Source organism: Halalkalibaculum sp. DA3122 (genome assembly GCF_043951865.1).
GTDB lineage: Bacteria > Bacteroidota > Rhodothermia > Balneolales > Balneolaceae > JAMQKA01.
Genome location: NZ_JBINJF010000043.1, coordinates 1 through 25,565, shown reverse-complemented (window position 1 = coordinate 25,565; position 25,565 = coordinate 1). Strand labels below are relative to the sequence as shown.

Below are 25,565 nucleotides of genomic sequence, written 5' to 3'. Positions count from 1 at the left end.
CCTTTTTGTGATCGTGTTTGTGGTCATGGTTGTGAGGATGCTCGCCACTGTGATTGTGACCGTGATTCATATGTTCGTGTGAGTGTTCCATGGTATCAGCCGGTTAATTGTATGATGACAAGCGTATTACAGTATTTAAAATAACTATCTACAGTAGTTCTTTCAGTATTATACAGAGGAGAGGCTTAAATTAAGCTTAAAAGAACGCCGAGTATTGATATTATTTTAATGGGAAAAGTTAAATCTATGGAAGTACTTTTGATACCCAAGTCCCACTTTTTGGTTTCTTTTTCCAGCGGCCATTCTGACCAAATCTGTTGGGTTATAAGTTTTTTAAGATACTCAACGATATGACTGTTACAGCATAGAATAAATACTGCCGCTACCGTCAGGCAGCGACAGCCTTAGGGATCGTGATGGGATGTTGGTTATCGTATGACATCATCGTCAGTCTCTCCGGTTCGGATTCGTACGGCTTTTTCTACACTGGAAACGAAAATTTTTCCATCACCATAATTTCCAGTATGACCTTTGTCAACGATTACGGAGATAATTTCTTCTACTCTTTCTGTGGGTACTACGGTTTCCAGCTTAATACGCTCTACAAGCTGAGCTGACTCTTTTTCCTGTGCATGGTCCCAGCCCCGTACGTCACTCAGGGTGATTCCGGGGGCATTCTCAAGATTTTCAAGGGCGTCAATAACATAATCGATCATGTTGGTTCGAATAAAAGCTTTGATCTCTTTCATAATATTAGATGGTTAAATTAGACCTGTCAGGTCTCGAAAACCTAACAGGTCTGCTGTTTAAAATTTAGAGTTCGGCGTGTGTGACCGGTTCGGCAAACCACTTGTAGATGGTCGGCAGTACCACCAGCGTAAGCAGCGTGGAGGTAAACAGGCCACCGACAACGATAGCCGCCAGCGGGCGCTGCACGTTGGATCCGATATCATTGGCCAACAGTAGCGGAAGTAGCCCGAGACCGGTGGTCAGGGCCGTCATCAGTACAGGACGCAGGCGCAACAGGGAAGCCTGTACGACCGATTTCTCGGTGGACATACCTTCCTCCCGCAGCTGATTTATGTAGGATACAATCACCAGTCCGTTAAGTACCGCAATACCGAAGATCGCGATAAAGCCTACCGCAGCTGGAACCGACAGGTACAGCCCGGATATCCAGAGGGCAAAGATCCCTCCGATAGTAGCAAACGGGATGTTCAGAAAGATGAGCACCGCATAGCGCCAGCTGCCGAAGGTGGAGAATAGCATAAAGAAGATCAGTCCCAGGGTAATGGGGACAACCACCATCAGGCGGTTCATGGCGCGCTGCTGGTTTTCAAACTGTCCACCGTATTCGGTAAAGTAACCGGCGGGAAGATCTACTTGCTCTTCGACTTTTTGACGGATTTCGTTAACAACGCTTCCCATATCCCGTCCACGTACGTTCAGCTGCACGTAGGTACGCCGACTTGCTTTGTTGCGAGATATTTGCTTGGGCCCGGTAAAGACTTCCACATCTGCAATCTGGGAGAGTGGTACCAGGGAACCTTTAGTGGTTCGGACGGGCAACTCCCGCACTTGCTCAATGCGCTTCCGCTGGTTCTCTTGCAGTCGCACGAAGATATCGAAGCGGCGAATGCCCTCGAATACCTGTCCGGCTACCGAGCCCCCGATACCGGTTTCCACGGTATTCAGAAAGTCGTCAATGCTGATGCCCAGTCGCGCCAGCTGCTCGCGATCGGGTCGCACCAGGATTTGCGGTTTGCCACCCTGCTGCTGAGCGCGGACATCCACAGCTCCATCTACGCTTTTGGCGACCTCGGCAATCTCCTGGGCTTTTTGAGCCAGGGTATCCAGATCATCCCCATACAGGCTGGCAACGACCTGGGCGCGGACGCCGCTGAGCAGCTCATCCGTTCGAAGCTGGATGGGTTGGGAAAAGTTGGAAGCCACGCCCGGCAGGTCTTCCTGCAGTTTTTGAGCCATGGCCGATTGCAGTTCTTCATAACTGCGTCCGGCTTCCCACTCATCAAGCGGTTTGAGGTTCACCACATTGAAGACCACGTTTACCGGTTCGGGATCACCGCCTACTTCCGCACGTCCCACGCGGGAAAAGATCCCCTGCACTTCGGGGAAGGTTTGCATCGACTCCTGGATACGCTTCGTGTATTCCTTGGTAGTCGGGAGGTTAGCACCCGGAGGGAGTACAGAGCGTACCGCAAAGGTACCTTCCCGGAGAGTCGGCTGAAATTCGGTTCCCAGGAAGGGGAACACGGCCATACTTGCGGCAAACAGGACGAGAGCTCCGCCAAAGACCATTTGGGGGAATTGGGTGGCTTTTTCAATCAGTGGACGGCTGAATCCTTTTACTTTGCGGACCAGCCACGGCTCTTTGTCCATGCCTTTATCCGGCAGGATAAAACTGGAAATGACCGGGATGTAGGTCAGGGCCAGAAAGATCGCTCCGGCCAAGGCAAAGGTAATCGTATAGGCCAGGGGCTTAAACATTTTACCTTCGACGCCTTCCAGCGAAAAGAGGGGAATAAATACAATGATAATAATGCTGGTAGCGAAAATCACCGGACGTATGACTTCCCGTGCCGCTTCGCCTACCACCCGCACCAGGGATACGTTTTCGGTATCCCGTTCTTCCAGCAGGCGGTAGGTATTTTCCACGATCACGGTGGCACTGTCCCCGATCATCCCAATGCTGATCGCCAAGCCCCCCAGACTCATCAAGTTCGCCGAAATGCCCATGAGGTTCATCCCAATGAAGGCAATCAAAAATGCAATGGGAACGGTGGATATAATAATAAGTGTCGAGCGAAGGTCCCCCATAAAAAAGTAGAGGATGACCAGCACGAGAATGGCCCCCATGTACAGGGCATTACTGACCGTACCTACGGCTTTGCTGACGAGCTGCCCTTGCGAGTAGAAGGGTTTCATAACCATGCCGGCGGGCAGTGCTTTATTAATGGCATCGATCTTTTGATCGATTTGGGCCAGCAGGTCCTGCGTGTTCGTGCCAATGAGCTTGAGCACAAAGCCCCCCACCGATTCCTCTTGGTCTTTAATAAGAGTACCCCGCTTAATCTCGGAGCCGAATCCCACCTTGGCGACATCCTTGACGTAAATGGGCGTGCCACCAGCGTTTTTGACAATGATGTTTCGGATATCCTCCAGCCCCTGCTTGTCTGGCTTAATCCAACCGTAGCCGCGGACGAGGTATTCTTCGCCGCCCCGTTCCAGAAAAGAAGCACCCACATTGCGATTATTGCTGTTGATGGCTTTTTCCAGATCCGCCAGGGTAAGCCCGCGTGAAATCAGGGCGTTCATATCGGCATTGACCTGGAACTGGCGGACATCGCCCCCCAGCGAGAGTACTCCGGTAACGCCGGGTACGGTCCGCAGTTGGGGCTTCAAGATCCAGTCCTGGGCCGTGCGGAGCTCCATCAGGGAGTGGTCGGCGGTGTCGGTGTTGGTTACTTCGTACATCATGATGGTTCCGAGTCCCGTAGTAATGGGACCCAGTTGCGGTTGTCCCAGCCCATCAGGGATAGATTCCCTGGCTTTGGACAGCCGCTCCATGACCAGCCGGCGGGCAAAATAGATGTCGGTGCCGTCCTCGAAGTATATATTCACACGCGAAAGCCCGAAGATGGAGGTACTCTGCACGCGATCCAGCTTGGGCAGCCCATACATCGAGATTTCAATGGGATAGCTGATCTGCGTCTCCACATCCACCGGGGAAAGACCGGGGCTGGAGGTAAAGACCTGCACCATGGTGGGCGATACGTCCGGAAAGGAGTCGATGGGGACATCCTCAAAAGAGAAGTATCCATAGACGCCAACGGCCGCCACCAAAATGAGGATCGTCAAACGATTCTTTAATACCTTGTCTATTATTTGTTGAAGCATAAATCTGTCAGTTGAGAAATTCGATATTGCAACGAGCAGTTAATGTCCGTGGGATGCGCTTCGGCCCTTAGCGGTAAGAGCGGACTTCAGGTCAAAGGCTCCGGTGATGACGGCTTGCTGGCCGGGTTTCAGGCACGAGGCAATTTCCACGTAGCCTTCATTTTCGCTACCCAGCATCACTTCGACCGGCTTGTAGCTGCCATTCTCGTTGCCAGGGACAAAGACCACTTGCTCACCCTCAATCGTTTGTACCGCATCAATGGGAATCATGGCTACGTTCCGTTCTTTCCCTGTTGATATGCGAGCAGTGCCGAACATCCCAGCCCTCAGCTTCCGGTTCGGGTTTTCAACAACCGCGCGAACCGGCATGGTTCGGGTCTGTTTTTCGAGGCTATAAGAGACCCAGTCCGTCTTTCCCTCAAAGGTTTCTCCCGGGATACTTCGGACTGAGAGGCTTACGCTTTGTCCTTTGTCCAGATACCGGATATCCTGCTCATAGGCATCGATTATGACCCACATTTTGGAGAGGTTCGCCACGTGGATGGGCGTCTCACTGGGACTAATCGTTTGTCCGGGCGAAATATCCCGTTCTTGAATTACCCCGTCGAGCGGGCTTGTCAGGTAAAAATGAGACAAGGGCTCATCGCTGCCTGCTTCGATATTCTGAACATCTTCTTTACTCAGACCATAAAGCCGCAGTGATTCGGCTGCTGCATTGTAAGAAGCTTTTGCTTCCTGGTAATGGGCTTCCGCTTGCAACATTTCGGCACGACTCGATATCTCCTGTTCATAAAGTGATTTTTCTCGTTCATAGTGTGCCTTTTCAGCTTTTAACTCGGTTCGCAGTCGAATATATTCTGCTCTGGCTTTGCCCAGGCCTACACTACTCATGAGCGCAATCGGTTCATCCTGCTTGACTCGATCTCCCAGGTCTTTTATGACTTTAACAACCTTCGCCTCGATGCGGGGACCCACTTTAGCAATTTGATCCAGATCGTATCCAACACTGGCCGGGCGTGAAATAGTCGAGGAGGCATTTCCTTCAGATAGTGTTTCCACCTTGATACCCAGGCTACTTTCTTGCTTCTCGGTCAGGTGTACTTCACGGGTGTGTTGACTGGATTCTTCATTGTGCTGCGATCCTTGTTGATGTTGTTCGGTTTGCGTGTGGGCCTGGGAACCGGAATTAGATCCACAGCCTGTTAAAAGACTTCCTAATAGAAGTCCGATAAGCGATAATACAGTTAGATTCTTCATGATTGCTGATTCCATATTCATTCAAAAAATTAGTTTGCTGAAATTTCAGAGAGAGGCGTGCCGATAAGTCGTTCGACTTCGGCTACGGCCCGGTTGTATTCAGCCAGGGCCTGGATGAAGCGGGTGCGCGTCGAAAAGAGCGTGCGCTGGGCATCAAGCATTTCCAGGTAATCGAACTTACCCTGCCGGTAGCCGGTCTGGGCCGCCTCGAAAGCCGTTTTGGCTCCGGGTAGTACCTGCTCTTGCAGCTGGTTGACTTCGTGGGCAGCTGCTTCCAGTTTATTGTACGCCTTTTGCAAGGCCTTGTAGGTTTGTGAGACGGCCGCTTCCCGTTGGGTTTCCAGGCGACTTAATTCATACTTAGCCGCTTTGATATTCCCCTGATTGCGATCAAAGAACGGCAGCGGGATAGACACGCCCACGATGGCGGCGCTTGCTCCCAAATCCTCCGCACGTTTGTATCCGCCACTCACAGTGATGTCGGGAATGCCTCTAGCTTGTGCAAGGTCAAGGGCAGATTTTCGCTGCTGCAATTCGGTAGCCCAACGCGCCACATCTGGATTGCGCTGGATATAGGTTTGCACCTTGGCGTACTCGGGGATGGCCGAAGGCATACTCAGCTGCCCTTTTACCTGTTGAAACTGTGGTTGCTCGCTCCCCCAGTAGGCAGCCAGCGAGCTACGAGCGGATTCCCATTGGCTGCGGGCATTTTCCAGGTCAATTTTAGCGCGGGATAGCTCAACCTGTGCTTTGGTCTGGGCCAGCTTGGAGACTTTACCGGCCTTCACCTGGGCAGATGTTGAGTTGTACAGGTTTTGCGCAACATCGACCAGCTCTTTCTGCTGCTGCCACTGGCGCTGAGCTTCCAGTGCTGAGATATACGCTTTGGTAACACCGGTTAGCACGTCCAACCGTTGGGCTTCATAGTCCCATCCTGCCAGTTCTTTGGTGGCGCCTGCCAATCGCTTGCGTTTCAGACGGTCGGCACCCAGCAGGATTTTCTGTCCTAACTTGACGGTTACTTCTCGGCCATCGTAGCCTTCAAAGGGACCTGTGCCGCCAAAGTTTTCGATTTCGGCGTTGAGCGTTGGGTTGGGAAGCAGCGAGGCCTGAATGCGTTCGGCTTCCTTCACGCGCACCTGCCAGCCGTAGCTTTGCAGCCGGGGATTTTCGAGCAGGGCTTTGGACAGGGCATCCGAGAAGGTCAGTGTATCGGAAATGGTGACCTTGGTTGCGGTATCCTGCGGATTAATATTCTGATTTAAAGCAGGAGAACGTTCATAGACTTTATCTCCCAGTGTGCTTTCTGAAGGTGGTTCGATCAATGTTTCTTCTGTGGCGCATCCGGCAGCAAGCACAAGCATGCCGAGGGCCAGTAGTGTTTTTGATAATTTCATGTGTTTCCAGCCAATTTTTGCTGTTATAGGGGGGCAAGCAGAACCGGCAGGATATAATTGTTCCTTACTTGCAAGTGAAATGGCGATATGGAAAGGGCTGGAACTACTTAGTGGTAGAGAATACGGACAACCGTTTTGAGCGAAGCTGTTATCGTATCCTCAATCAAGGGAGGCATGTACGAAACAAGTTGAAAGACCCGTGATTGCGGGAGGTTTTCAACTGTGCTGTAAAGAATACCATTAAGGAGTTTGAGCGTGCGTTCCTGATCGAAACGTGTTGTTTGTTGTTCCTTGGAACAGATCAGGGACAGCGATACATCATGATGGCTATCGTCTACAGTATCATAGGTAGGTTCATCATGATCATGCTGATCCTCGGCATGTATTACATCTTCCGAGGGTATGGCAAAGAGGGAGCCGGCCTCGGATTCGATGTTGATCTGCCCGTTTTCCTCAAAACAATAGACAAGACTATCCACAAATCCGTGAATGCTCAAAAAATGCAGTCCAAACAGGAAAAGAAGGGCAAGCGTGATGCCCTTGAGGCTTTTCTTGTATGTGGATTGGATCTGGTGCATTTGAAAATCTTTTAAATCAAACCCAAAGTTAGGGAATAGCCGGGAGGGAAAAAAGCAAAAAGGCAGTCTTTGTTAATTGAGACTGCCTTTTTAAAGAAGGGATTATGCTACCCAAATAATTTATTGAAAACTTTCCGAATAAATTCCCTATAAAATCTTCTTCGATGTCCCTGTAAAGGGATTACAAGCCGGGTTCCAATTTGAATATCGCTTTGACTACATTGAAGGGCTGCCGGAAATTGAAGGGAAGCTCCTTTTCTACCTGCTGGAGCCCATTGGTGGTACCAGTAATGCGGCCAAAGATGGGCAGTCCCTGCTCCAGCTCTTTCAGGCAGGTGGCGTAGTCCCGCTGTTGGGTCTCGGTTGGCTGATTTTCCAGCGTTTCAGGCATCGGGGTAGTGTTGGTTAGCGTAATGCAATAGCACCACTGTGATTAACAACTGATGCTAACGTAACACTATTTCAAATCAGGAAAAATGCCCCGGGATGGGCTGGAATAGGGTGCAACAGGGTGTTAAAGGATGGGACAGATTGGGAAGGAGTGGAACAACATGATAAAACTAAAGTATTTATTGATTACTAATAATTTTTGAATTTTGCCTGCGAAACTAATATCTAGATCATTCCTGAACTGTTGAGGGACTGGAATGCAGATGAGTCGGATATTATGGGATACCACGGCATTACTGTGTTAAGCGATACTATGACAAGATCGTACAGTGTAGAATGGATATGATCTGTATTATTCAAGTTCCCCTGAAAATGACAGGGTTTTGATAATACGAAGACTGATGCAGTTATTCACGTATCGCATTTTCGGGAAGTGCAGGGATTACCCAAGCGATACTCAATAATCAATATTCAACCGGTAACCCCGCTTCTATCCAGGAGTGCAGGCCGCCCTTCATGGATCTGATACTACGGTATCCCATTTTTTGAAGATTGTCGGCCACTAATACAGACCGATATCCCCGCACGCAGTACAGGATGATTTCCTGTTTCGGATCCGAGATAACCCGCTCAATTTCACGCTCAATAATGCCCTTGCATAAATGGCGGGCTCCCGCAATACGCACTTTATACCACTCATCTTTTTCCCGAACATCGACCAATTCAATATCACTTCCTGCCTCCAACATTTCCCAGACCTGATCAGGTGTTACTTCAACAACCCGCTTGAGTGCATCATTGATGAGCGCTTTGTAACGCTGTGTATATGTTACTGGCATTCTAGCTAATCAAACTGTTTACAATTTATTTCTTTATCACGTTTAAGAAAAGTTACTCATTATCCTCCTTCTCAAACTGTAGCGTAAAACAAGCCCCTGTACCATTAGCGATTTCCAGGGTGGCCTCCAGCTGGCTGGTCAGGGTGTGGATAAGTGTCATACCGAGTGAATCCGTACGCCCCTCGCGCATTTCTTCGGGCAGGCCTTTCCCGTTGTCGGCCACCACCAGCTTTACCTGTTGTTTCCGCTCCGTCAGAGAAATTGTTATCTCCCCTTCATTCCGGTCGGTAAAAGCATGTTTGTAGCTGTTGGTGAGCAGCTCATTCAACAACAGGCCACAGGGCACTGCTTGATTCATCGTAAGCTGCACCGGTTCCATCTCATATACAAATGTGATCTCAGTAGAGGTGTCATGAAAAGTTGAACTGATGGTGGTGGCAAGATCCTTGATATAGTCATCGAATTTGATGCTGGAAAATAGCTCGGTCTGGTAAAGTTGCTCGTGCACAAGCGCCATGCTGTGAACCCGTGACTTGCTGTTCCTCAGTTTTTGCGTGGCTTTCGAGTCAACCGTCTGGTCCACCTGTAAATCCAAGAGTCCTGTAATGACAGCCAAATTATTTTTAACGCGATGGTGGATCTCCTTCAGCAGTACCTCCTTCTCCCGCAAAGATTTTCGCAGCTCATTTTCGGCATTTTTCCGGTCCGATATATCAATATACATGCCGAATGTGGCTATCGTTTTGTTTTTAAACTGAACCGGCACCGCGCCCAGCAGGACCGGTACCTCGTTTCCCTCTTTATCGATGCGGGTCACTTCCGTTCTAAATGCGTTGCCTTCAAACGCCAGCTCATTAATTTCGCCAGCGTATTCCTCATCGGCTTCGGGCACAATAAAGTCATCAATCTCTTTGCCCTTCAGCTCCGAGAGTTCGTATCCAAACATCTGCCGGAAGCTGGAATTTATATTTATAACCTTGCCCTCTGCATTATTCATAATAACACCCACCGGTGAGTTCTGGAACAGTTGGCTGAACAGAACCATATTCTTCTGCATCTGTCGTTCGGCCTTTTTGCGGCCGGTGATATCCCGGATAATCGCCTGGACCAGGGGGACCCCATCCAGCTTCATGTGTATCAGGCTGACTTCTGCATCAAAATATGAGCCTTCTGCTCGCTCGAAACGCCATTCAAAAAACTGGTCAGTCCCCTCAAACGCGTTCCTGATCTTTTTCACACAATTTGTCCTGGACTGGCTGCCATTGGGTTGAACCTCGGGAAAATACTCATCGATGGGTCGCCGGATAAGCTCCTCTTCCGGTATGCCAAACAGCTCTTCGGCACTGCTGTTACAGTCGAGTACCCGGTTTCTTCCCAGAATCAGGATCGCATCCAGGTTGGTTTCGAAGAGCGTTTTGAATTTGGTTTCACTCTGTTTCAACTGCTCCCCGGCCTGCCGACGTTCAACCACACGTCCCAGCTGGTGCCCGATCGTAGCCATCTTTTCCACCAGCAGGGCATCGCTGGCCTGTACTGCCGGGGATCCAAACTCCAGCACCCCTACAACTTTCTCCTCCACCAAAATCGGCAGGCCGAAACAGGCCCGAACCTGCAGGTCCACATCGGGGAGCCTGCGAACAAACCGAGGGTCTTCATGAACGTTCATATACCACTGTGGGCTGCCGGTATCGATAACATCCCCGATCATTCCCATTTGAGGAGCAAAGCGGGTAACCATCGTTAGCCGCTTGAAGGCCTCATATTTTTCCGGCTGCTCCAGATGCCAGATATCGGTGGGATAGAATTCGCCAGACCCGTCATCCGCGGGAAGGTAGACGTGACCGACCGGCCAGTTCATATACCGGCATATCTTCCTAATGCTCTGCTCCAGAGTCTCCCGCAGGTTGTTGGACTGGTTGGCTATGACCGTAATATTGTGCAGCAGCCCGGTGAACTCCTGCTCGTCTTTGAGTTTCTGCTCGGCCTGCCTGAAACGCGTAATATCGCGCATGATCGCCAACACGCTGACCCCGTTCTCTTCCTGCAGTGGACCCAGCATAACGTCCACCGGGAAGGTGGTCCCGTCCTTGCGGACCGCCTCCAGTTCCAGCCCAGAACCCATCGGGCGTTTATGGGGATTCTGGGCATATTCCTTGCGGTGCTGCATGTGCTGTACGCGGGCCGCCTCGGGGACCAGTTTTTCGACAGGTTGACCGACCAGTTCTTCCGCCTCGTAACCCGTCAGCTCCTCGGTCTTGGCATTGCAAAAAATGATCTCGCCGTTTTCTTCAGCAATCAGGATGGCGTCCGGGGCCGATTCCAGTAGTCGCTGGAACCGGGCTTCACTGGTTTTAAGGGCCTGCCGGGTCTCCCGAAGCTCGGTCCTGTCCATCATGGAGACCACCCAGGACAGCGGGGCATCTACACCTCCAGCAACAGCGTCGATGGTTAAGGATACTACAAAATCGGACCCGTCCCTGTGGCGTGCCGATAGCTCTCCGCTCCACTCGCCTTTCTCTTGCAACAAGTTTTCTATGTCAGAAAGCTTGCCAGCATCTGTAAACAGTTCTGAAAAAGAGCGGTCTCTAAGATCGACTTTCTGCTTATAGCCCCACATTTGCAGGCAGGATCGGTTGGCCTGCTGGATTCGAAACTCCGAATCTAAGAAAGCGATCCCGCTATGTGTTAATTCAATGGCCTGGCTTTTTAAATGCTCCCGGCTGCGGAGCTTCTCGAAGGGGGTTACATCACGCAGGATGGACAGGTGCTGGCCCGGTCGGATATTGGCCACGGCGCGGTACTCCACATGCAGCAGGTCCCCGTCGCTGGTCTCTAGGACATATTCCCCCTCGTCCACACCGGTTTGGAGGAAATCATCCCATTTTTTGTTGCCGTAAGAACGGGCCGGGCCATGCGTGATATCCATCACGCCCATCCCGAGCAGCTCCTGTTTATCGTACCCGAGCTTCCGGCAGGCCGTTTCATTCACCTGGACAAATGACCCGTTGTCGTCGGCTACAAGTATCATATCCAGGGCTTTGTCAAAAACCGATTTAAAGAGGGGATGATCGATACAGTTCTCACAGTGCATGGGAGGAAACAGTTCCTGTATGACACCGAGATACCTGGAGTTCTCGTCCGAATCGTCCCGTCTGATCAGCATCTCAACCAAGACACTTCCCTGGTCCGGAAGGTATAACGTGATGTATTCCCTGCCTGCGAAGGTACCAATTTCTTCTGACATAAGGTCCCGTGGAATGGGGTTGGCAGCTTCATGGAGCGAGCGACCGATTATTTCGGAGCGCTCTCTGTACTGCTCCGAGAAGGCTTGATTCACATCCTCAACTATACGATCCTTTCCAGAAAAGAACAGCATGGGTACTGGATTTTCCTCGAAAAGCAACTTACTCGTAGTCTCCATCTGTTCCCCGGTACGTTTGATATTCGTAATCTAAAAAAATAACCCCTAAAGCTTTTTTAACAGCCAGCAACAAGTAATTGATGATAAAATTTCAAAGAATGATTACACTAATCATCCTGTTACCACGGAGAAAAGTAAATTTCTTGCAAAATTTAACAATAGTATTACCGAATCTCAAAAACAAGATTTATCTAGGAGAAAAAAATGGTTGCGAGTAAAATATTTGCCAAGCGTCTCAAGAAAATTGAAGAAGTATTGGGAAAAACCCCGATTGAAATGGCTAAAATGGGGAAATGCAGTCGAGCAACCTACTACCGATATCGAAATGGAGAAACTAATCCCGACATTGGTTTTTTAACTGAGCTTCTCAAAAGTGAGAATAAAATTAACATAGAGTGGCTGTTCTCGGGTGTGGGACCTATTCTTAATTTAGAACTGGAAAAAGAACAAATTGACAATATACCCGACTTTACTGCAGTGCCTCTCTATTTTATGAAACCCCGGAAAAACGATTCCGAGGGCTCATTGGCGGCTGATAAGTGGGAATCCCCACCCAGCACCCTTCCTTTGGGTAATTATTTTTTGGAGTCTGTATTTGACACGTATCCAGAAGAGTACATAGCTATCCGCGTTCAATGCGATTCCATGGCCCCAGAAGTCAAGCCCGGCAGTCTGGTGCTGGTCAACAGGCGGGAAGCCAACCCAACCATCGACGGCATTTTCATCGTCCGCATCGACGATGTTATCCGAATGAAGCTTGTCCAGCGCCTGCCCAACAATAAAATCAAGCTGACTACCATGAATGACAAGTTTGATCCCATTTTCATTGATCTTGATAATGAAACCAATTTCGAAATTCTCGGACGAATTATCTGGATTGGCTCTCCCGTTTAACGGTACCAGAAGTGATTCTATCAGAAGAGGCTAATATAGCGTTGGGAATGTTATTGGGAATACTATTTTTAATGTCCTTTTTATTTTAGGTCTTTCAGCACTCATTGTACCACTATCCGTTTCTCAACAGATTATTCGTTTTGATGTACCTCTAATGATCTTCGTTTCTGTTTTAGTCTTTTTTCTTAGCATAGACCAAGTAATCAACCGTTTTGACGGATTAATACTCATCGTGGGTTTGGTTTTTATATTTTTTTGGGTGGTATTCAGCCTTAGAACCCATTCCGATAAAAAAGAGTCTAGTTAAAAAATACAGACTGATTAAAATTCCAAAAATGAGGCCAATTGGCTGTTCAACTGATGGCCACATTTCGGATAAGTGATTGTTGACTGAAGTGAAGCATTATTTCGTGGTTCGCATTGCTCATTGTCGTAGTTCCGGGCCGGTTTCATTTTTGCCTTCCAGTGCATTGAGTATTGGACAATCATCAATAGGTCCACCTTCTGAGTAGGAATCGATGAGATCAACAAACGTGTCTTATATTTGGCGCAGGTCCTTAATCTTCTGAGTGACGTCTTGATATTTTTGCCGGGCCTCTTCCTTGATTTCTGATCAGGAAGTCAGCTCATATAGGCGTATATTCTAACAATTCTTTAATTTCACTGGGGTAAAACCAAGCTCCTGTGCGCGTTTTATGAATTTAATCTGATCAACATGTCGTTGGGTGAAAATGCGGTAGCCCGTCCACTTGCGATCAGGTGTGGGAATAAGGTCTCTTTCCTCGTAGTAACGGACCGTCTATTTGTTGAAAGTTGTTCTTCGGGCAACTTCTTCGATATTAGTAGGTGGTAATGCCATAATATTTTTCATCCATATCCTCAATCATACCTCTCTCCACTTATTATCGATTCAATACAAGAATGTTGTGAGCATCCAACGAGCAGGGATTGTTTAAGTCGCCCTACTAATCCAGCAGCATCCCCACCTGGCTATTTCGGTCATATTGTGCCACTTTTCATCAGCGATATTGGTGTACCCCAAGGGGGGGCTTAAGTTCTTACTTCATGATGAAGTAATTCATATTTGGGGTGTTAGTGGTATGATTGGTATATTTAATTTCAAATTTCAAGCCAGCTATTATCTAAAAGTAATGAAGAACTACCGTTCCAACAGGTGTATGTGCGAGTGTTGTTGTCCGGGTATCATGTATTATACCTGTTGGATGAGTAGCTACTGCTTGATTTTGCTCAAAGGAAAATGACAATTTAGACGAACGAGCTAAAAGCCCACTCATCAATCAGGTGAGTGGGCTTTTTTGTTTTATAGGATTCCGACGGATCTACAAAAAAATGTTAACAATAAAACGGAGATACATATAATGGAAAATGTTGGATTGAAGGAAGATACAGATGTTGCCAAGCATAAGGGAGGTATTCATGCCATCCCCGAGCTTGCTCCCCAATGGGAAAAGCTAAATTTAGCGGAAATTCTTAAAAGAAAGGCTGCTTTTGTTTCTGTTAGCCAGAATAAATGCCTCTATGAAGAAGAGGGAGCCTTGGGACATGAAAATCACCGGTCGCGGGGAAGTCTTCCCGCCACGATAAAAGTGGTAAAAGCAACAAGAAAAGCGGATAACTTTGTCTCATTTAACTGGATCGGCTACGATATATACCGCGATGACTATCCCAAAAATATCTTTGATGAGGTACAGTATGAGACATGGACGGAAGACCTGGATGTGACAGAGGAAAAAAGAAAATGGGATAATGAACTTCCCGATGAACTGCAGGAGTTAGTGGCCCCCAATGACAATCACTTCCGGGAACGGGCCTTGCAGACGGCTTTTGTCGGTACTCCGCTTCCTGTGGAATTATCCAGGAAGGATGTTGAAGTTATCATATTTACAGGCCTTCACCTGGACTGGTGCATAGAGGGAAATACTCGTTTGGCCCGTGACCACGGATATTTACCCATTGTTATTGGCGATGCCACTGGTTGTGAAAAACCAGAACATGAGGCCGCTGCCATGGAACGTATAAATAACATTTTTGCACCTATCATAAGTGCTGATAAATTTGTCGAACTCCTTGAACAGCCCGTTTAAACGGAAAACAATACATCAAAATACAACCAAAGCGAATTTGGACTAGTCACTTTGGGAAGAACATGGGTTTACCCGCTAGTCCAGCATCATCCCGGGCAGTTCTGTGGCAATTTCCCTAAGGCTGAGCTGAAAACGGACGAGCAGATCGCCACCTCGATTCATCTTTCGTCGAATCCAGAGAACATTACAAGGCAGGAATTCTAACCCGTCCCCGGCGCCCCTTCTTGGTCAATATAATCTGCCACTGGTTGTTTTTGCGTGCTCGGAAGCCGCCCGCTGCCATCAGCAGGTAGTAGTCCCACATCCTCCGGAAGCGTTCCGAGTACTGGTCCTTGATCCGGTCCCAGCCCTTGCTGAAATTTTGGTGCCAGGCCATCAGTGTTTTGTCGTAGTCGGGACCGTGATTGCTCAAGTCCTCCATTACAAAAAGATGCTCAATAGCCAGCCCGATATGCCGGATCGAGGGGATCCTGGAATTGGGGAAAATGTACTTCTCCGTCCAGGGGTCGGTCCGTCGGTTCGAGTGGTTCGCCCCGATGGTATGAAGTACGAAAATGCCCTCTTCGTCCAGGCAGCGGTCAACCACCTGGAAGTAGGTCCGGTAATTCTTGGGGCCCACATGCTCAAACATCCCAAGCGAGATAATGTGGTCAAACTTCTCGTCCACTTCGCGGTAATCCTGCAGGCGAATTTCAATAGGCAATCCTTGGCACCGCTCGCGCGCCAGCTCCGCCTGCTTCTTTGAGATCGTAATCCCGACCACTTCCGCCTCGTATTTCTCGGCGGCAAACTGTGCAAAGCTGCCCCAGCCGCACCCGATATCCAGTATCCTGTCGCCGGGCTGCAGGTCCAGGATGCGGCATACATGGTCCAGCTTGTTTTCCTGCGCCTCGGCCAGCCTGTCCACCCCGTCCCAGTAACCACAGGTGTAGACCATTCGCGGGTCCAGCATCACCTGGTAGAGGTCATTGCCTACGTCGTAGTGGCGTTCTCCAACCTCATAGGCTTTTTTGCTGTTTTGGTGATTACGGAACAGTGAGGTGACATTCTTGAGGATTTTGGACAGGGTTCCGGTAAAATGACGGTCAAGCTCGGCTTGTAAAATACGGTTCGAAAATTCATCCAGCTGGTCGGCCTCCCACCAGCCATCCATGTAGGCCTCACCCAGCCCTATCGAGCCTTCCTTCATGATCCGGTCCAATAGCTTGTCATTGTTGATCTGCATATCCCAGGGCTCCGGTCCGTTGATGCGAATCCCCGCCTCATCCAGCAGCCTTTCAACTTCTGCTCTTAGTGATGTCGCCATATCTACCTCCCTCATGAATTAAGAGTACAACTTTTCGCGAAACAGAATCACACCAGAATTTTAGCAGTTTATGGCTCGATATCCAATTTATTTCCAGCGATAGAAAAAAACGGGAGGTATCCCAAGATGTTAATGGGCACTAAAGGGAGGGGAGGAAAGTTAAAATGCTGGTCAGAATGATGAGCGTTTATCTACATATTCCAGAGCTTATGAATTGGAGGAATGATTTATCCGGTGAGATGATGGAATAATAAACCAAGTACGAGCAGCTGTAAATAATGCTTGGGAGGCAAACAGCTTCCTCAAGTCCACAGCGACTAAAAGAAGAGGGGACATAAGCTGAATTCCGAATTCATTAATCATAAGTTAGCTAAGATCAAGCCTCTTCAAGGCAAGGCTCCTCCGTGGTTGCACCGCATTGGGGACATTCAACAACTTCTCTTGCACAGTAATCCTTTTCAGGCTCTTTATGACAAGCTTCCAAGGCAGTAGCACCGCATTCAGGACACTCATCTCGTTTACACATAACTTATCCCTCCTTTAATTATCATTTATATATTCAATTTGCTTAAAAATGATCTGAATTTCCAGCTTTATAAAATAAATTTGGATGAGAGGGCTTTGCAAAGCCCTAATGAGTTAACTTGGTTTTATGAGTTTACTGATAAGCAGGTTATATCCAGAGTAGATGGTCTGTAATCAGGCCTTATCATTCCCTCCCGATGATTGCTATATAGTCATAGCTTGCATCAACTGCACTTCACTATTATTGCGCAAGGGGATCTGGGCGAAGCTGAAACTTGTAGACCTTGCTTGTCGTCCCTTTACCGCCTTCCATGTGAAAAGGGGCCCGGGTACTGACTGTCGCCCACACCCCTCGTCCTTTCCAGCCGGCATCCGGATCATCAATTCGCCCATCCATCCATTTTGTATAGAAACCTAGGGGATAGGGAACGCGCAATACTACCCACTCTCCATTATTAAGTACCAGGAGTCCTTCTGATTCATTCCCTGTATTAATAGGTACATTTTCACCCAGTCCCAGTGTATTGAACTGATCCACCCACGTGTAATAGCTGGATTCGGCACTGCCCGAATCTGTCACACCATTAAGCTGGGGCAGGGGCTCTGTATAAAATGTCCATCCCTCGGGGCAATGCTGACCGGTTGCTTCCGGTCCGTTGAGCGGCTCTTCGCATTTTCGCCGGTCAAAGCTGGCAAGGTGTCCGCTGGCTAATGCAACCCAGGCTACCCCGTTTCGATCAATGTCCATTCCACGCGGCGAGAATCCTTCAACCGGTTCACCGTTCTCATCCAGCGGGAGTTCATAAAGTTCTGTCAATGCTGTCGTCGACGGATCTGATCCCGGCTCAAGACGGACGACGGCGCCGGGATAGCCCAACGATGATCCCCAGACCGAACCATCCGGAGCCGGGGCCACTGCATATAGCCCATTCGTAATACGCTTGTCCATAGTCGGATCGACAGGTTCTCCCGGCTCTATATACTCATCCCGTTGGCCGTTCCCGTTGGTATCGAGGATGAGCGGAGTCCAGCCTTGGGAGGCTTGGTCATCGCCGGTTTCATCGAACATCCTGGTGTTCAGCCATCCCACAACTGCTCCACCGCCACTCGTCCACAGGGTATTGTTGTTGTCTTCGGCAAACATCAGGTGGTGCGTACTGAAGCATGTGCTGATATGGGTATATTCCTCTGTTTCCGGATTATAGACCCCAAGGTGGCGGTAGGCACGATCTACAGGAAATACTTGGGCTGACGGGTGATCAGATCCTTCCCTGCAAAAACCTGGATTTTCGGGTGGACGTACGGTAGCCGTGATCCAGACCCGTCCCTGCCCGTCAAGCATGGGATTATGCACATTCGCTTTGCTGTCCCATATAAGTTCAGTCCCCCAATAGGGAGAAGGCTGTGGCATTGATTGTGCAGCGGCCGGCTGCGTATCCGGATCACGTACTGTCAACGGAACACGGCTTGAATCGTGTTGTATGGGATCGAGGACGGGCAGATAATCGGCACTAAGTTCCAGGGCGCCATAGACAGGACCATTGGCATTGACGGTCGGATCCCGCCGGTCGGTTGAAACCAGATCGTGCAGGTAGGCCTTGGGGTCCGCCCAGTCCCACTGCGTAATGACTACGTTTCGCTCCAATCCCTGTGGCCGAGGCGGCTCAGGTGGTACCGCACCTTCTGCTATCTTATCGGTCCAGTCGGCAAACATTTCCAGCACGCCCTCCCGGCCCATGCGGTGGATACTCGAAATCATGCTGCCACCGGCCTGCCCGGATTGAACACGGCGCTCCCACGCATCTTCCGAGGTAGCAAAGCTATCAAGATCAAAAGAATCGTGGAACTTCCGTGTTCCTATGCTGCCAAGTTGATGGCAGGCCATACAATTTCCCGATTTTATATTTCTCAGAAAATCGGCCTGTGTTTTGATGTCAGGTGAAATTCCGTTCCCGTCTGATCCGGTACCTGGGAATTCATTTTTACCCGGCACATCGATTAGCGAAAACCAGTAGCCGCCCGGATAGTACTCAGCTGCTGCACTCGCACTGGGCGCTTCCACCGCCGACAAATCCAAGACGGTCCCAGGCGTGGTCTCCTCTTTCGGAGAATCCACCAGGCCGTAGCCGCGTACCCAGACACTATAATTTGCTTCCGGAAGATCAGGCACCAGGTATCGCCCCTCTTCATCGGTAACCACAATTTTAGCATACCGGGTGGGCAGATCATACGTTTCGGTAATAACCCAGACCCCCGCCTCCGGACCTTCAGGGCCGGTAACCACGCCACTAATGTCATCGTTGCCAACCTGGATCGATTCGTCACCGGAATCACATGCACTTAATCCACCCATTAAAAATAATATTAACAGCAACGCCGCCGGACCTCTTAAAAAGACTATTGATTTCATGGAATTGAAATTATCGTGTTTACCGATTAGTTAGAAATATCAATATATAAAAGGTCCATATAAGTATTTGATAATATTTAGCTTATAGTCATTTGTTCCCTAGCTCCCGCTGTTTCAGAAAATGTTTCGACAGCCAGTATTTCGGAAAAATGCTGTGGGAGACCGTGGCTGGAAAGGACCGGCGGTGGTCAGCGACGACACCGAATACGTCCCCGAGCGGGTCTCATATGGGCACACCTTTCTACCTGGACCGACGACCCGTGGAAGGTGGCTGCCGAATTCGGTAAAGCCACCAAGCAGGTCTGCTACCGGCTGCGGGGCTATGGCAAGAAGGCCGATAAGTAGTTCTTCTGTAACGTGCGGTTCCAGGACACGGAGAAGGAGGGCTTTTCGTTTAACTTCCGGGCACTGGGGCTAACCAATCTGGATGGATACGTGCTGTGCCAGTGCCTGCGCAAGGTGGTTCCGATACTAAAAACCAAGACAAAAAATTTCGGTCCAATATGCTTGGGACCACGGAACTAAATATGACTACACAAACTGAGCCCTTCTTCCAAGAGAACCCGTGGCTACACGCATGTACCAAGCGATAGATCATCTGAACAATCGTTTCGGCTTAAATACGGTGGATCACGGCATTAACGAACTGGATGCGAAGGGGACGCATTTTAAGGAGCGGTCTATGTAAAGAGGTAATTTATAGCTCCCAATCAATAGATTTCAGCCGCTCAGCAACCCTTTTAATATCACTCAGAACGGCATCATCTTCTGGGAGATCCCCAATAACCAACTCTTTAAAAGTGCCGTTATAAACAGATTTGATCTTATCCCAGGTTTCTTCGGGTTTGTCAAAGAGTAAGGCTGAGGCGGGATGCTCATATAGCCAATCGTATTGGTCGCCGTAACTTTCGATATCATCGGCACCGACTTGAAGTAGCATTTCATCCAGCTTTTTGCTTTCAAAGAAATCTTGAATCGCGGGTTGCTTTAAAAGCATGTGAATGTCATAGATATGGCGGACTTTATTTCCGAGATCCTCATACGGGTTTTCGGCATGTGAAAATCGGACCAGCGACATTATTTTTTCGCAAAAGGTCCGTTCTATTGTTAGTACTTTCAAGGGAAAGGGAGCTAATCCATATTGTGCAACAAGCTCTTCCTGACCTCTCGCTTTCATCATGTCGGCAATGAACGAATGAACTGCTACTTCTTCATGAGGTTCGAAATGTCCTAACCTCGATACTTCTACAATGATTTTATCGCGAACCTGGCCATAGGTTTGGTCGTACCCATGTTTCGCATACTCGTAGGCTACTTTTCTATTTTTCCCACGTTTCATGGTAATCCCGGGTAATTCTACTTCCCCCAAATCAGTATCATTGACTACTTTGCTGACGTCCCTGACTCTTTTGTCCATTTGGGTGTTGGATAGGTCGGGATCTTCTAACACCACAAGATCTATATCCTCCGAAAACCGGTTGATCGCCTGGTAACATTTGGATAGCGACGTGCCTCCCTTAAATACGGCAACGTCTTTCATATCCGAATGAAAGATCGCATGAAGGGCATAGGTTACCCAGTAGTCTTTCTCGATATAGATTTCCCGGATATTCTTATGATCGGCGGTAGCCCTTATGGCATCCCGAAAGATTTCGGCATCTTCGTGTAGGTTCATCTAAACAATATTCCAGTTTGGGGCTGTGGACAAGCTACTGCTAAGACTACCGAACTCGTAACTCGACAAGGGATTCAGGCTATTCTTCAATTTGGGAAAAGCGCTGTTGAATTCCTGATCGGTAAGCAAGGCTCCCAGCAGCGCACGCACCCGGGGAGGATATTGCAGGGCATAGGTAATCAGCCTATTTCTGTCGGGAGTACTCAAATCACCCATGCGACTTTGAAGTTGCCCGATAGCATTATCGATATCCAGATCCGGAATTTTCTTGAAATCCTTTATAGCATCCAGGATCTCCAGGAAACGGATGTTCTCGTCCGTAGGATCCACATAGCTTTTGACCGATTTTATCTTCAGGTTATCGATCTCTGTATTGATCCTCTTTTTATTGCAGGCCAAAGTAATGGTTTTGGGAACTTGTGTCGTTAGCCCCATCTGATTGTACAGGGACAAGCCGGTGATATAAGCGATACGATTGTCGCCTTCGTACATATAGGGTTTGAGCAACTGCTCTTCATTAGGCTTTAAATCGCCAAACAGCGACTTCTTGGGCTTGTAGAACAGGCCTTTGGAAATCCTTTTTACGACCCCACTGGATATCAACCGCTCTATGGCCTTGGTAGCAGCCCCGTACTCGCTATTATCAATGCCGAGCTGGTTATACTTAAACGTCGTTCCTTCGTCAAAGGAGGAAACTTTATCTTTAATTCTTTTTGCAGTACTCATAATGCTACGTGGTATGCTAATGGCCTTTCAACGGCTTGTATTAATATAGCATTTAATCGCTACCTATGTCAAGTTATTTACGCTCTTTACTTGACATACCAAGATTGTTAAACCGTGATTTTGGGGTATAAAAAGACTTTTTTTGATCAGAAATTTAGGGAAAGCGTTTCAGCCGTATCATTTACGGGGTTATTTTACTCACTCCTTTTTAGCTTTGGACAAAGAGAATAATCGATAAAGACCCAGAACAAGCCTAAAATATTCCTTGAATTTGATCTACTCGAAATCACTCAACTCATCTACGGATATCACATACTTTTTGAAAAAAGAAAGGAGATACCCAAAGTATTCTTCAAAAGTATGTCCGCTTTCCATCCGGTCATGACAAGCATTCAACTTATTGATGAATTTGCTGTTATTAGGGCCATCGAATTCTCCCCATTGAACGTAATAGCCAAATAAATTGAGATAGGTAGATACGATTACCCTCCCGATTCTACCATTGGCATCATAAAAAGGGTGAATATAGACGAAATGCTGGTAAAATCGCATCGCATTCTCGATAGGATCCTTTGGTTCTATACCCAGATGGGAGAAGGCTTTATCCAATTCTTCATCAATTTTGGAGGGGTTAGTTCCCTTAAATCGCATGCGCTGCCGCTGGTGTTTCGTGCCACCAAACCCAATGGTGCCACCGCCTGGGTCAGAAGATTTTCGCATTTCCCCCGCATTAGAAAGAATATCTTTGAAGAGAAATCTATGGATTAAAAAGGCACGCTGTTTTAAGATGTGTGGTAGACTTTTGGATAGATCAAGATCTTTAAAATCTGATGCAGAAATGCCCTGGAAATATTGTTCCCCTTCAATCGATTGATATCGAACGGCAATTTTCTGTAATGCTTTAGCGGCATCCTCTGAATCGGTTTCAGAGGGAAAGTCTTCAATGAGCTTTTTTAGATAGGTGACTTCTGCACTACGCGGACTCAAAGGCGAAGAAATTCTTTAAATCTTTCTTGGACTGTTGCATCAACTCTTTGTATTCGGCAAAGGAGTCAAATTTAACCTCTTTTGCCTCATCATCATTTTGAAAATCAAAAATGAAGGAATACATGAAATCCGTGTAAACAGGGTAATACGGTTTATCTTCGCTCAAGGGGAAGTTTTTGGCAAATGGCTGCTGGCTATAAAACTCCTTGATAGCCTGATCGCTAATCACTTCATCTTTTTGAGTTTGTTCCCACGGTTCCTCTTCATGGGTCATGGCAGAGAGCGTGATCGCATCAAAATGAGCGTAACTCTCCAAAATAAAGTCAATCAGCTTCTTCTTATCAGCTGAAACTGGACCTGCTTCCTGTTTTGGAATAGGTTGATCGCCATATTCTTTAAACTGGTGATAGATATAGCCATTAACGGGACCGTTTTTCCAGGCTTTAAACTGCCCGCCCACATTAAGCTCCCCGGAAACCAATCCCCAGGCTTTGGTATAATACAGCAACTTTTGCAGCTTAAGTGGAGTAATCCCACCTTCTACAGAAGAGTAGTTTTCCAGGATATAATATGCTAGGTGGCTAATTTTCACCGTAATGGTATTGGCTAATAGGTTTTTGGGCTTTATGCCTTAACAATACGTTCTGAATATACAAATAGTTTACAGATGAAAAACTATACGTTTCTACTACCAAAAATCGTCTGGCACTAAAACCAACTGGCTGATACTGTTATTGACATATTCCACGTTTCCAGGAATGAATATCTATTATCCCACAACTTGAGTTTGTCTCAAAGGAGGAGCTAAGATCTAGGCAGCGCCGACAAGCTCGTAAGGGTTAGAAATGGTTTTTTCCCCAAAGCGCTTCAATAATTCAACCTCATTTGATCGATCAATATTCTCAGATTCAAGAATATGCTCTATCTCTGGCTGATTCAAACCGGGTATGCGGATAGTAAAGAAAGGCCAAAGCTCCTCATTTTCATATACTTTGCTGGTATCTGGGAACTGTACAATCGGACGCAGTTCATCCTGCTCCTTGAATTCGTCAGAATAGGAAAACTTCCAAACCCCGTCATTGAGTTCTAAATAACCAACAGTCAGGGATTTATACTTTAACTCAAACTCAGCTTTGATACCTGAAGGGGTTTCAAGGTCTTCATGTCCTTCTGAATGCCGATTGAGATATTTAATTAACTTATTTTTTGCTTTCTCAAGCATATTATGGGAGTAAGTTCTTAATCCGGTTAATTCGTTTGATCAAGCATTTCTCAATTAAACAACGTCTTTTAGTACTAAAAAATTCTTCAAACTCATCATTTAGTACTTCTTCAATATCACTTATCGCCTTATTGAAATCAAATGTAAGTATAAAATCACAATATTCTGAAGAGTTATAAATCACCTGTTCCAGTAATCCAAAATGATTTAACTCTCCTTTTTTATCCCATCCCGTAGTTGGCATTGAACCATTAATATATGACTCCAACTTGCTTTCATGTTCAAGATAAGCATCAAGGTTTGACTCCGGATAATTCCAAAACAAACCTCTTGCCGTATCATAAATCGGGGAAAACCTGGGCTCGGCATCTTCTTTAATACTTTCAATAACACCCCAATTTTCGAAATGCCGATCATTATTTCCAACAATGGCATCAAAAAACAACATCTTTACAAAATCTGTTAAAATATTTTCTGAAGAATCAGGATAAACATCCGTTATTGCATCTTCTATCGATTGGAATGTGAAAAGTTCTTTTGTTTTATCGGCATCATCTACTTGTTGAACAAAGTCCTCATCTTCAAAATGTGCTGAAAAAATTTCAGAACCATGAACTAACTGCTCATCTTCAGCATTAAGGAAATACTTAGAAAGAAAACGCAATTGCCCTTTCGCCAGCATTAGTTTTGAATCTGCTACTCTAAACCCCAATTCCTGACCAACTCGCGTCATGAATTGTTCAGTTATAGATTCATTGGGATACCACTTATGTCCCACTTTGGCAATATACGCAGGCCACTTCTGGGGATTGTCTTTTCTTGCTTCACCATATTCATAGATCCTGATAAAATCTTTGGGAGCGTTGCCCGACACAGCCACATCTGCCAATTTATAATATCCCTCTCTGATAGGCTCTACCAAACCCATAAGATTTGGATTGTACCCGGAATAATGTTCAACATCAGTTTTTTTAAGATTGCACATTTAGAGTAAATCTAGCGCTCGGATTATTCTTCCTTGAAACTGATCGGGGTTGGTTTCTTTTTCCCTTTGGGGCTTGTTGGCCATAACATAGCGTTCGTTGGATTTTAGGAAATACCAAGTACGTATTTTTTGAGGTGAATTTCAGGGAATAATCTGGTGATATATTGGAAAATCTAATTAGAAGCTTGCATGAAATTATCTACTGCATCAAGAGCCTTTTTTATAGGCTTTGGTAGTTCGTCCAATTCTTCAATTCTTGACATTGATTCTGAGGTCTTTCTGTCGGCATTTTGTGTGCCTAGTACATGTTCAAATGTTTTAGGAAATGTATAGTAGCTTGAGTCACCAGAGAAGGATTTTAACGCCTTATTTTCATCGTCTTCATAATCTTTGTCATCAAGATCAAAGACTGTGAAGTAGGGTATCCCAAATGCTTTACAGATTAGCTGTAAGTTTTTCAGCTTCTCCTTACCGTTTGCTTTGATGATCGTAAGATCCTCAAATTCATAATTGAACCTATTTGAAAGTACATCGAAAGCATATTTCTCAATAGGGCCTTCAACTAATAGACATTTTCTTGCAAAAAGAATTTCGTTGTGTTCCTTAGTAATAACAGACTTATCAAAATAGTACTTATAGAGATCATTCAGATGCTTTTCGATGGTTTGTTCATACCCCTTGTAGCTCAGTTTTTGACTTAGAACATTCTGCTTGGGGTGTGCTTCAAAATTGTTATCTAATCTTCGAATTCCTCTCCATTGACCAACGTCAATGAAGTTCTCAGAATGAGATGTGTAGATGATCTGGTTATTATCTTCTTCCGAAAGAAACTTAAAGAACGCGTTTAGGGGTTAACCTTAAGCAGCCAATGCATGTTTAATGCGATTAATGGGTTCATCGTTTTGCCAATTGATGTACTGCAATAGCGTC

At 47.1% G+C, this 25,565-nt stretch carries 19 protein-coding genes and 2 pseudogenes; 3 read left to right on the top strand and 18 right to left on the bottom strand.

Translation table 11 applies throughout. The annotated features are described in order from the left end of the window. Positions 1-428: 428 nt before the first annotated feature. The 8 genes from ACG2F4_RS17885 to ACG2F4_RS17850 all read right to left on the bottom strand — a co-directional run bounded on the left by ACG2F4_RS17885 (position 429) and on the right by ACG2F4_RS17850 (position 11,800). Positions 429-749: a P-II family nitrogen regulator gene (locus tag ACG2F4_RS17885; protein ID WP_395262278.1), complete on the bottom strand. Its 321-nt coding sequence runs from the start codon at positions 747-749 to the stop codon at positions 429-431. A 64-nt stretch (positions 750-813) separates the two neighbouring features. Continuing rightward, positions 814-3,918, bottom strand: coding sequence for an efflux RND transporter permease subunit (locus ACG2F4_RS17880; protein WP_395262277.1), 3,105 nt, complete (start codon positions 3,916-3,918; stop codon positions 814-816). 39 nt (positions 3,919-3,957) lie between these two features. Beyond that, positions 3,958-5,175: an efflux RND transporter periplasmic adaptor subunit gene (locus ACG2F4_RS17875; RefSeq protein WP_395262276.1), complete on the bottom strand. Its 1,218-nt coding sequence runs from the start codon at positions 5,173-5,175 to the stop codon at positions 3,958-3,960. Between the two features lie 29 nt (positions 5,176-5,204). Continuing rightward, positions 5,205-6,572, bottom strand: coding sequence for a TolC family protein (locus tag ACG2F4_RS17870; RefSeq protein ID WP_395262275.1), 1,368 nt, complete (start codon positions 6,570-6,572; stop codon positions 5,205-5,207). Between the two features lie 107 nt (positions 6,573-6,679). Then, entirely contained in the window at positions 6,680-7,150 is a 471-nt protein-coding gene (locus ACG2F4_RS17865) for a hypothetical protein (RefSeq protein WP_395262274.1), read from the bottom strand. Positions 7,151-7,331: 181 nt separating this feature from the next. Further along, positions 7,332-7,541 carry a hypothetical protein gene (locus ACG2F4_RS17860; protein ID WP_395262273.1) on the bottom strand — a complete coding sequence of 70 codons (210 nt, stop codon included), beginning with the start codon at positions 7,539-7,541 and terminating at the stop codon, positions 7,332-7,334. A 463-nt stretch (positions 7,542-8,004) separates the two neighbouring features. Continuing rightward, complete coding sequence (locus ACG2F4_RS17855; protein WP_395262272.1) at positions 8,005-8,379, bottom strand: rhodanese-like domain-containing protein; 375 nt, start codon at positions 8,377-8,379, stop codon at positions 8,005-8,007. A 52-nt stretch (positions 8,380-8,431) separates the two neighbouring features. Then, positions 8,432-11,800: a PAS domain S-box protein gene (locus ACG2F4_RS17850; protein ID WP_395262271.1), complete on the bottom strand. Its 3,369-nt coding sequence runs from the start codon at positions 11,798-11,800 to the stop codon at positions 8,432-8,434. Positions 11,801-12,004: 204 nt separating this feature from the next. Here ACG2F4_RS17850 and ACG2F4_RS17845 point away from each other — a divergent pair, with 204 nt between their 5' ends. Together ACG2F4_RS17845 and ACG2F4_RS17840 are read left to right on the top strand one after the other, a co-directional pair. Continuing rightward, positions 12,005-12,694 (top strand): XRE family transcriptional regulator, encoded by a 690-nt coding sequence (locus ACG2F4_RS17845; protein WP_395262270.1) that lies wholly within the window; start codon positions 12,005-12,007, stop codon positions 12,692-12,694. 49 nt (positions 12,695-12,743) lie between these two features. After that, positions 12,744-13,001: pseudogene (locus ACG2F4_RS17840) on the top strand (sodium:calcium antiporter); the annotation flags it as partial. Positions 13,002-13,337: 336 nt separating this feature from the next. On the opposite strand, the pseudogene ACG2F4_RS17835 reads toward ACG2F4_RS17840, so the two are convergent. After that, a pseudogene (locus ACG2F4_RS17835) lies at positions 13,338-13,484 on the bottom strand (MerR family transcriptional regulator); the annotation flags it as partial. Positions 13,485-14,073: 589 nt separating this feature from the next. Between ACG2F4_RS17835 and ACG2F4_RS17830 the strand changes: the two are divergent. Next, entirely contained in the window at positions 14,074-14,799 is a 726-nt protein-coding gene (locus ACG2F4_RS17830) for an isochorismatase family protein (protein ID WP_395262269.1), read from the top strand. A 184-nt stretch (positions 14,800-14,983) separates the two neighbouring features. Here ACG2F4_RS17830 and cfa read toward each other — a convergent pair whose 3' ends face one another. The 9 genes from cfa to ACG2F4_RS17785 form a co-directional block, all read right to left on the bottom strand. After that, a complete protein-coding gene (gene cfa / locus ACG2F4_RS17825) occupies positions 14,984-16,105 on the bottom strand; it encodes a cyclopropane fatty acyl phospholipid synthase (RefSeq protein WP_395262268.1) in 1,122 nt (373 codons plus the stop codon). 766 nt (positions 16,106-16,871) lie between these two features. Then, a complete protein-coding gene (locus tag ACG2F4_RS17820) occupies positions 16,872-19,040 on the bottom strand; it encodes a carboxypeptidase regulatory-like domain-containing protein (protein WP_395262267.1) in 2,169 nt (722 codons plus the stop codon). Between the two features lie 697 nt (positions 19,041-19,737). Next, positions 19,738-20,715 (bottom strand): nucleotidyl transferase AbiEii/AbiGii toxin family protein, encoded by a 978-nt coding sequence (locus ACG2F4_RS17815; RefSeq protein WP_395262266.1) that lies wholly within the window; start codon positions 20,713-20,715, stop codon positions 19,738-19,740. Further along, positions 20,716-21,441: a DUF6088 family protein gene (locus ACG2F4_RS17810; RefSeq protein ID WP_395262265.1), complete on the bottom strand. Its 726-nt coding sequence runs from the start codon at positions 21,439-21,441 to the stop codon at positions 20,716-20,718. Positions 21,442-21,717: 276 nt separating this feature from the next. Continuing rightward, complete coding sequence (locus ACG2F4_RS17805; RefSeq protein ID WP_395262264.1) at positions 21,718-22,428, bottom strand: Fic family protein; 711 nt, start codon at positions 22,426-22,428, stop codon at positions 21,718-21,720. After that, positions 22,415-23,020 (bottom strand): Panacea domain-containing protein, encoded by a 606-nt coding sequence (locus ACG2F4_RS17800; RefSeq protein WP_395262263.1) that lies wholly within the window; start codon positions 23,018-23,020, stop codon positions 22,415-22,417. Before ACG2F4_RS17800 ends, ACG2F4_RS17805 begins: the two co-directional genes overlap by 14 nt. 219 nt (positions 23,021-23,239) lie before the next feature. Continuing rightward, on the bottom strand, positions 23,240-23,650 hold the full coding sequence (locus ACG2F4_RS17795) for a HipA N-terminal domain-containing protein (RefSeq protein WP_395262262.1): 411 nt from the start codon (positions 23,648-23,650) through the stop codon (positions 23,240-23,242). Position 23,651: 1 nt separating this feature from the next. Beyond that, a complete protein-coding gene (locus ACG2F4_RS17790; RefSeq protein ID WP_395262261.1) occupies positions 23,652-24,578 on the bottom strand; it encodes a HipA domain-containing protein in 927 nt (308 codons plus the stop codon). 230 nt (positions 24,579-24,808) lie between these two features. Then, positions 24,809-25,225, bottom strand: a complete 417-nt coding sequence (locus tag ACG2F4_RS17785; protein WP_395262279.1) for a TOPRIM nucleotidyl transferase/hydrolase domain-containing protein — start codon at positions 25,223-25,225, stop codon at positions 24,809-24,811. Positions 25,226-25,565: the final 340 nt, after the last annotated feature.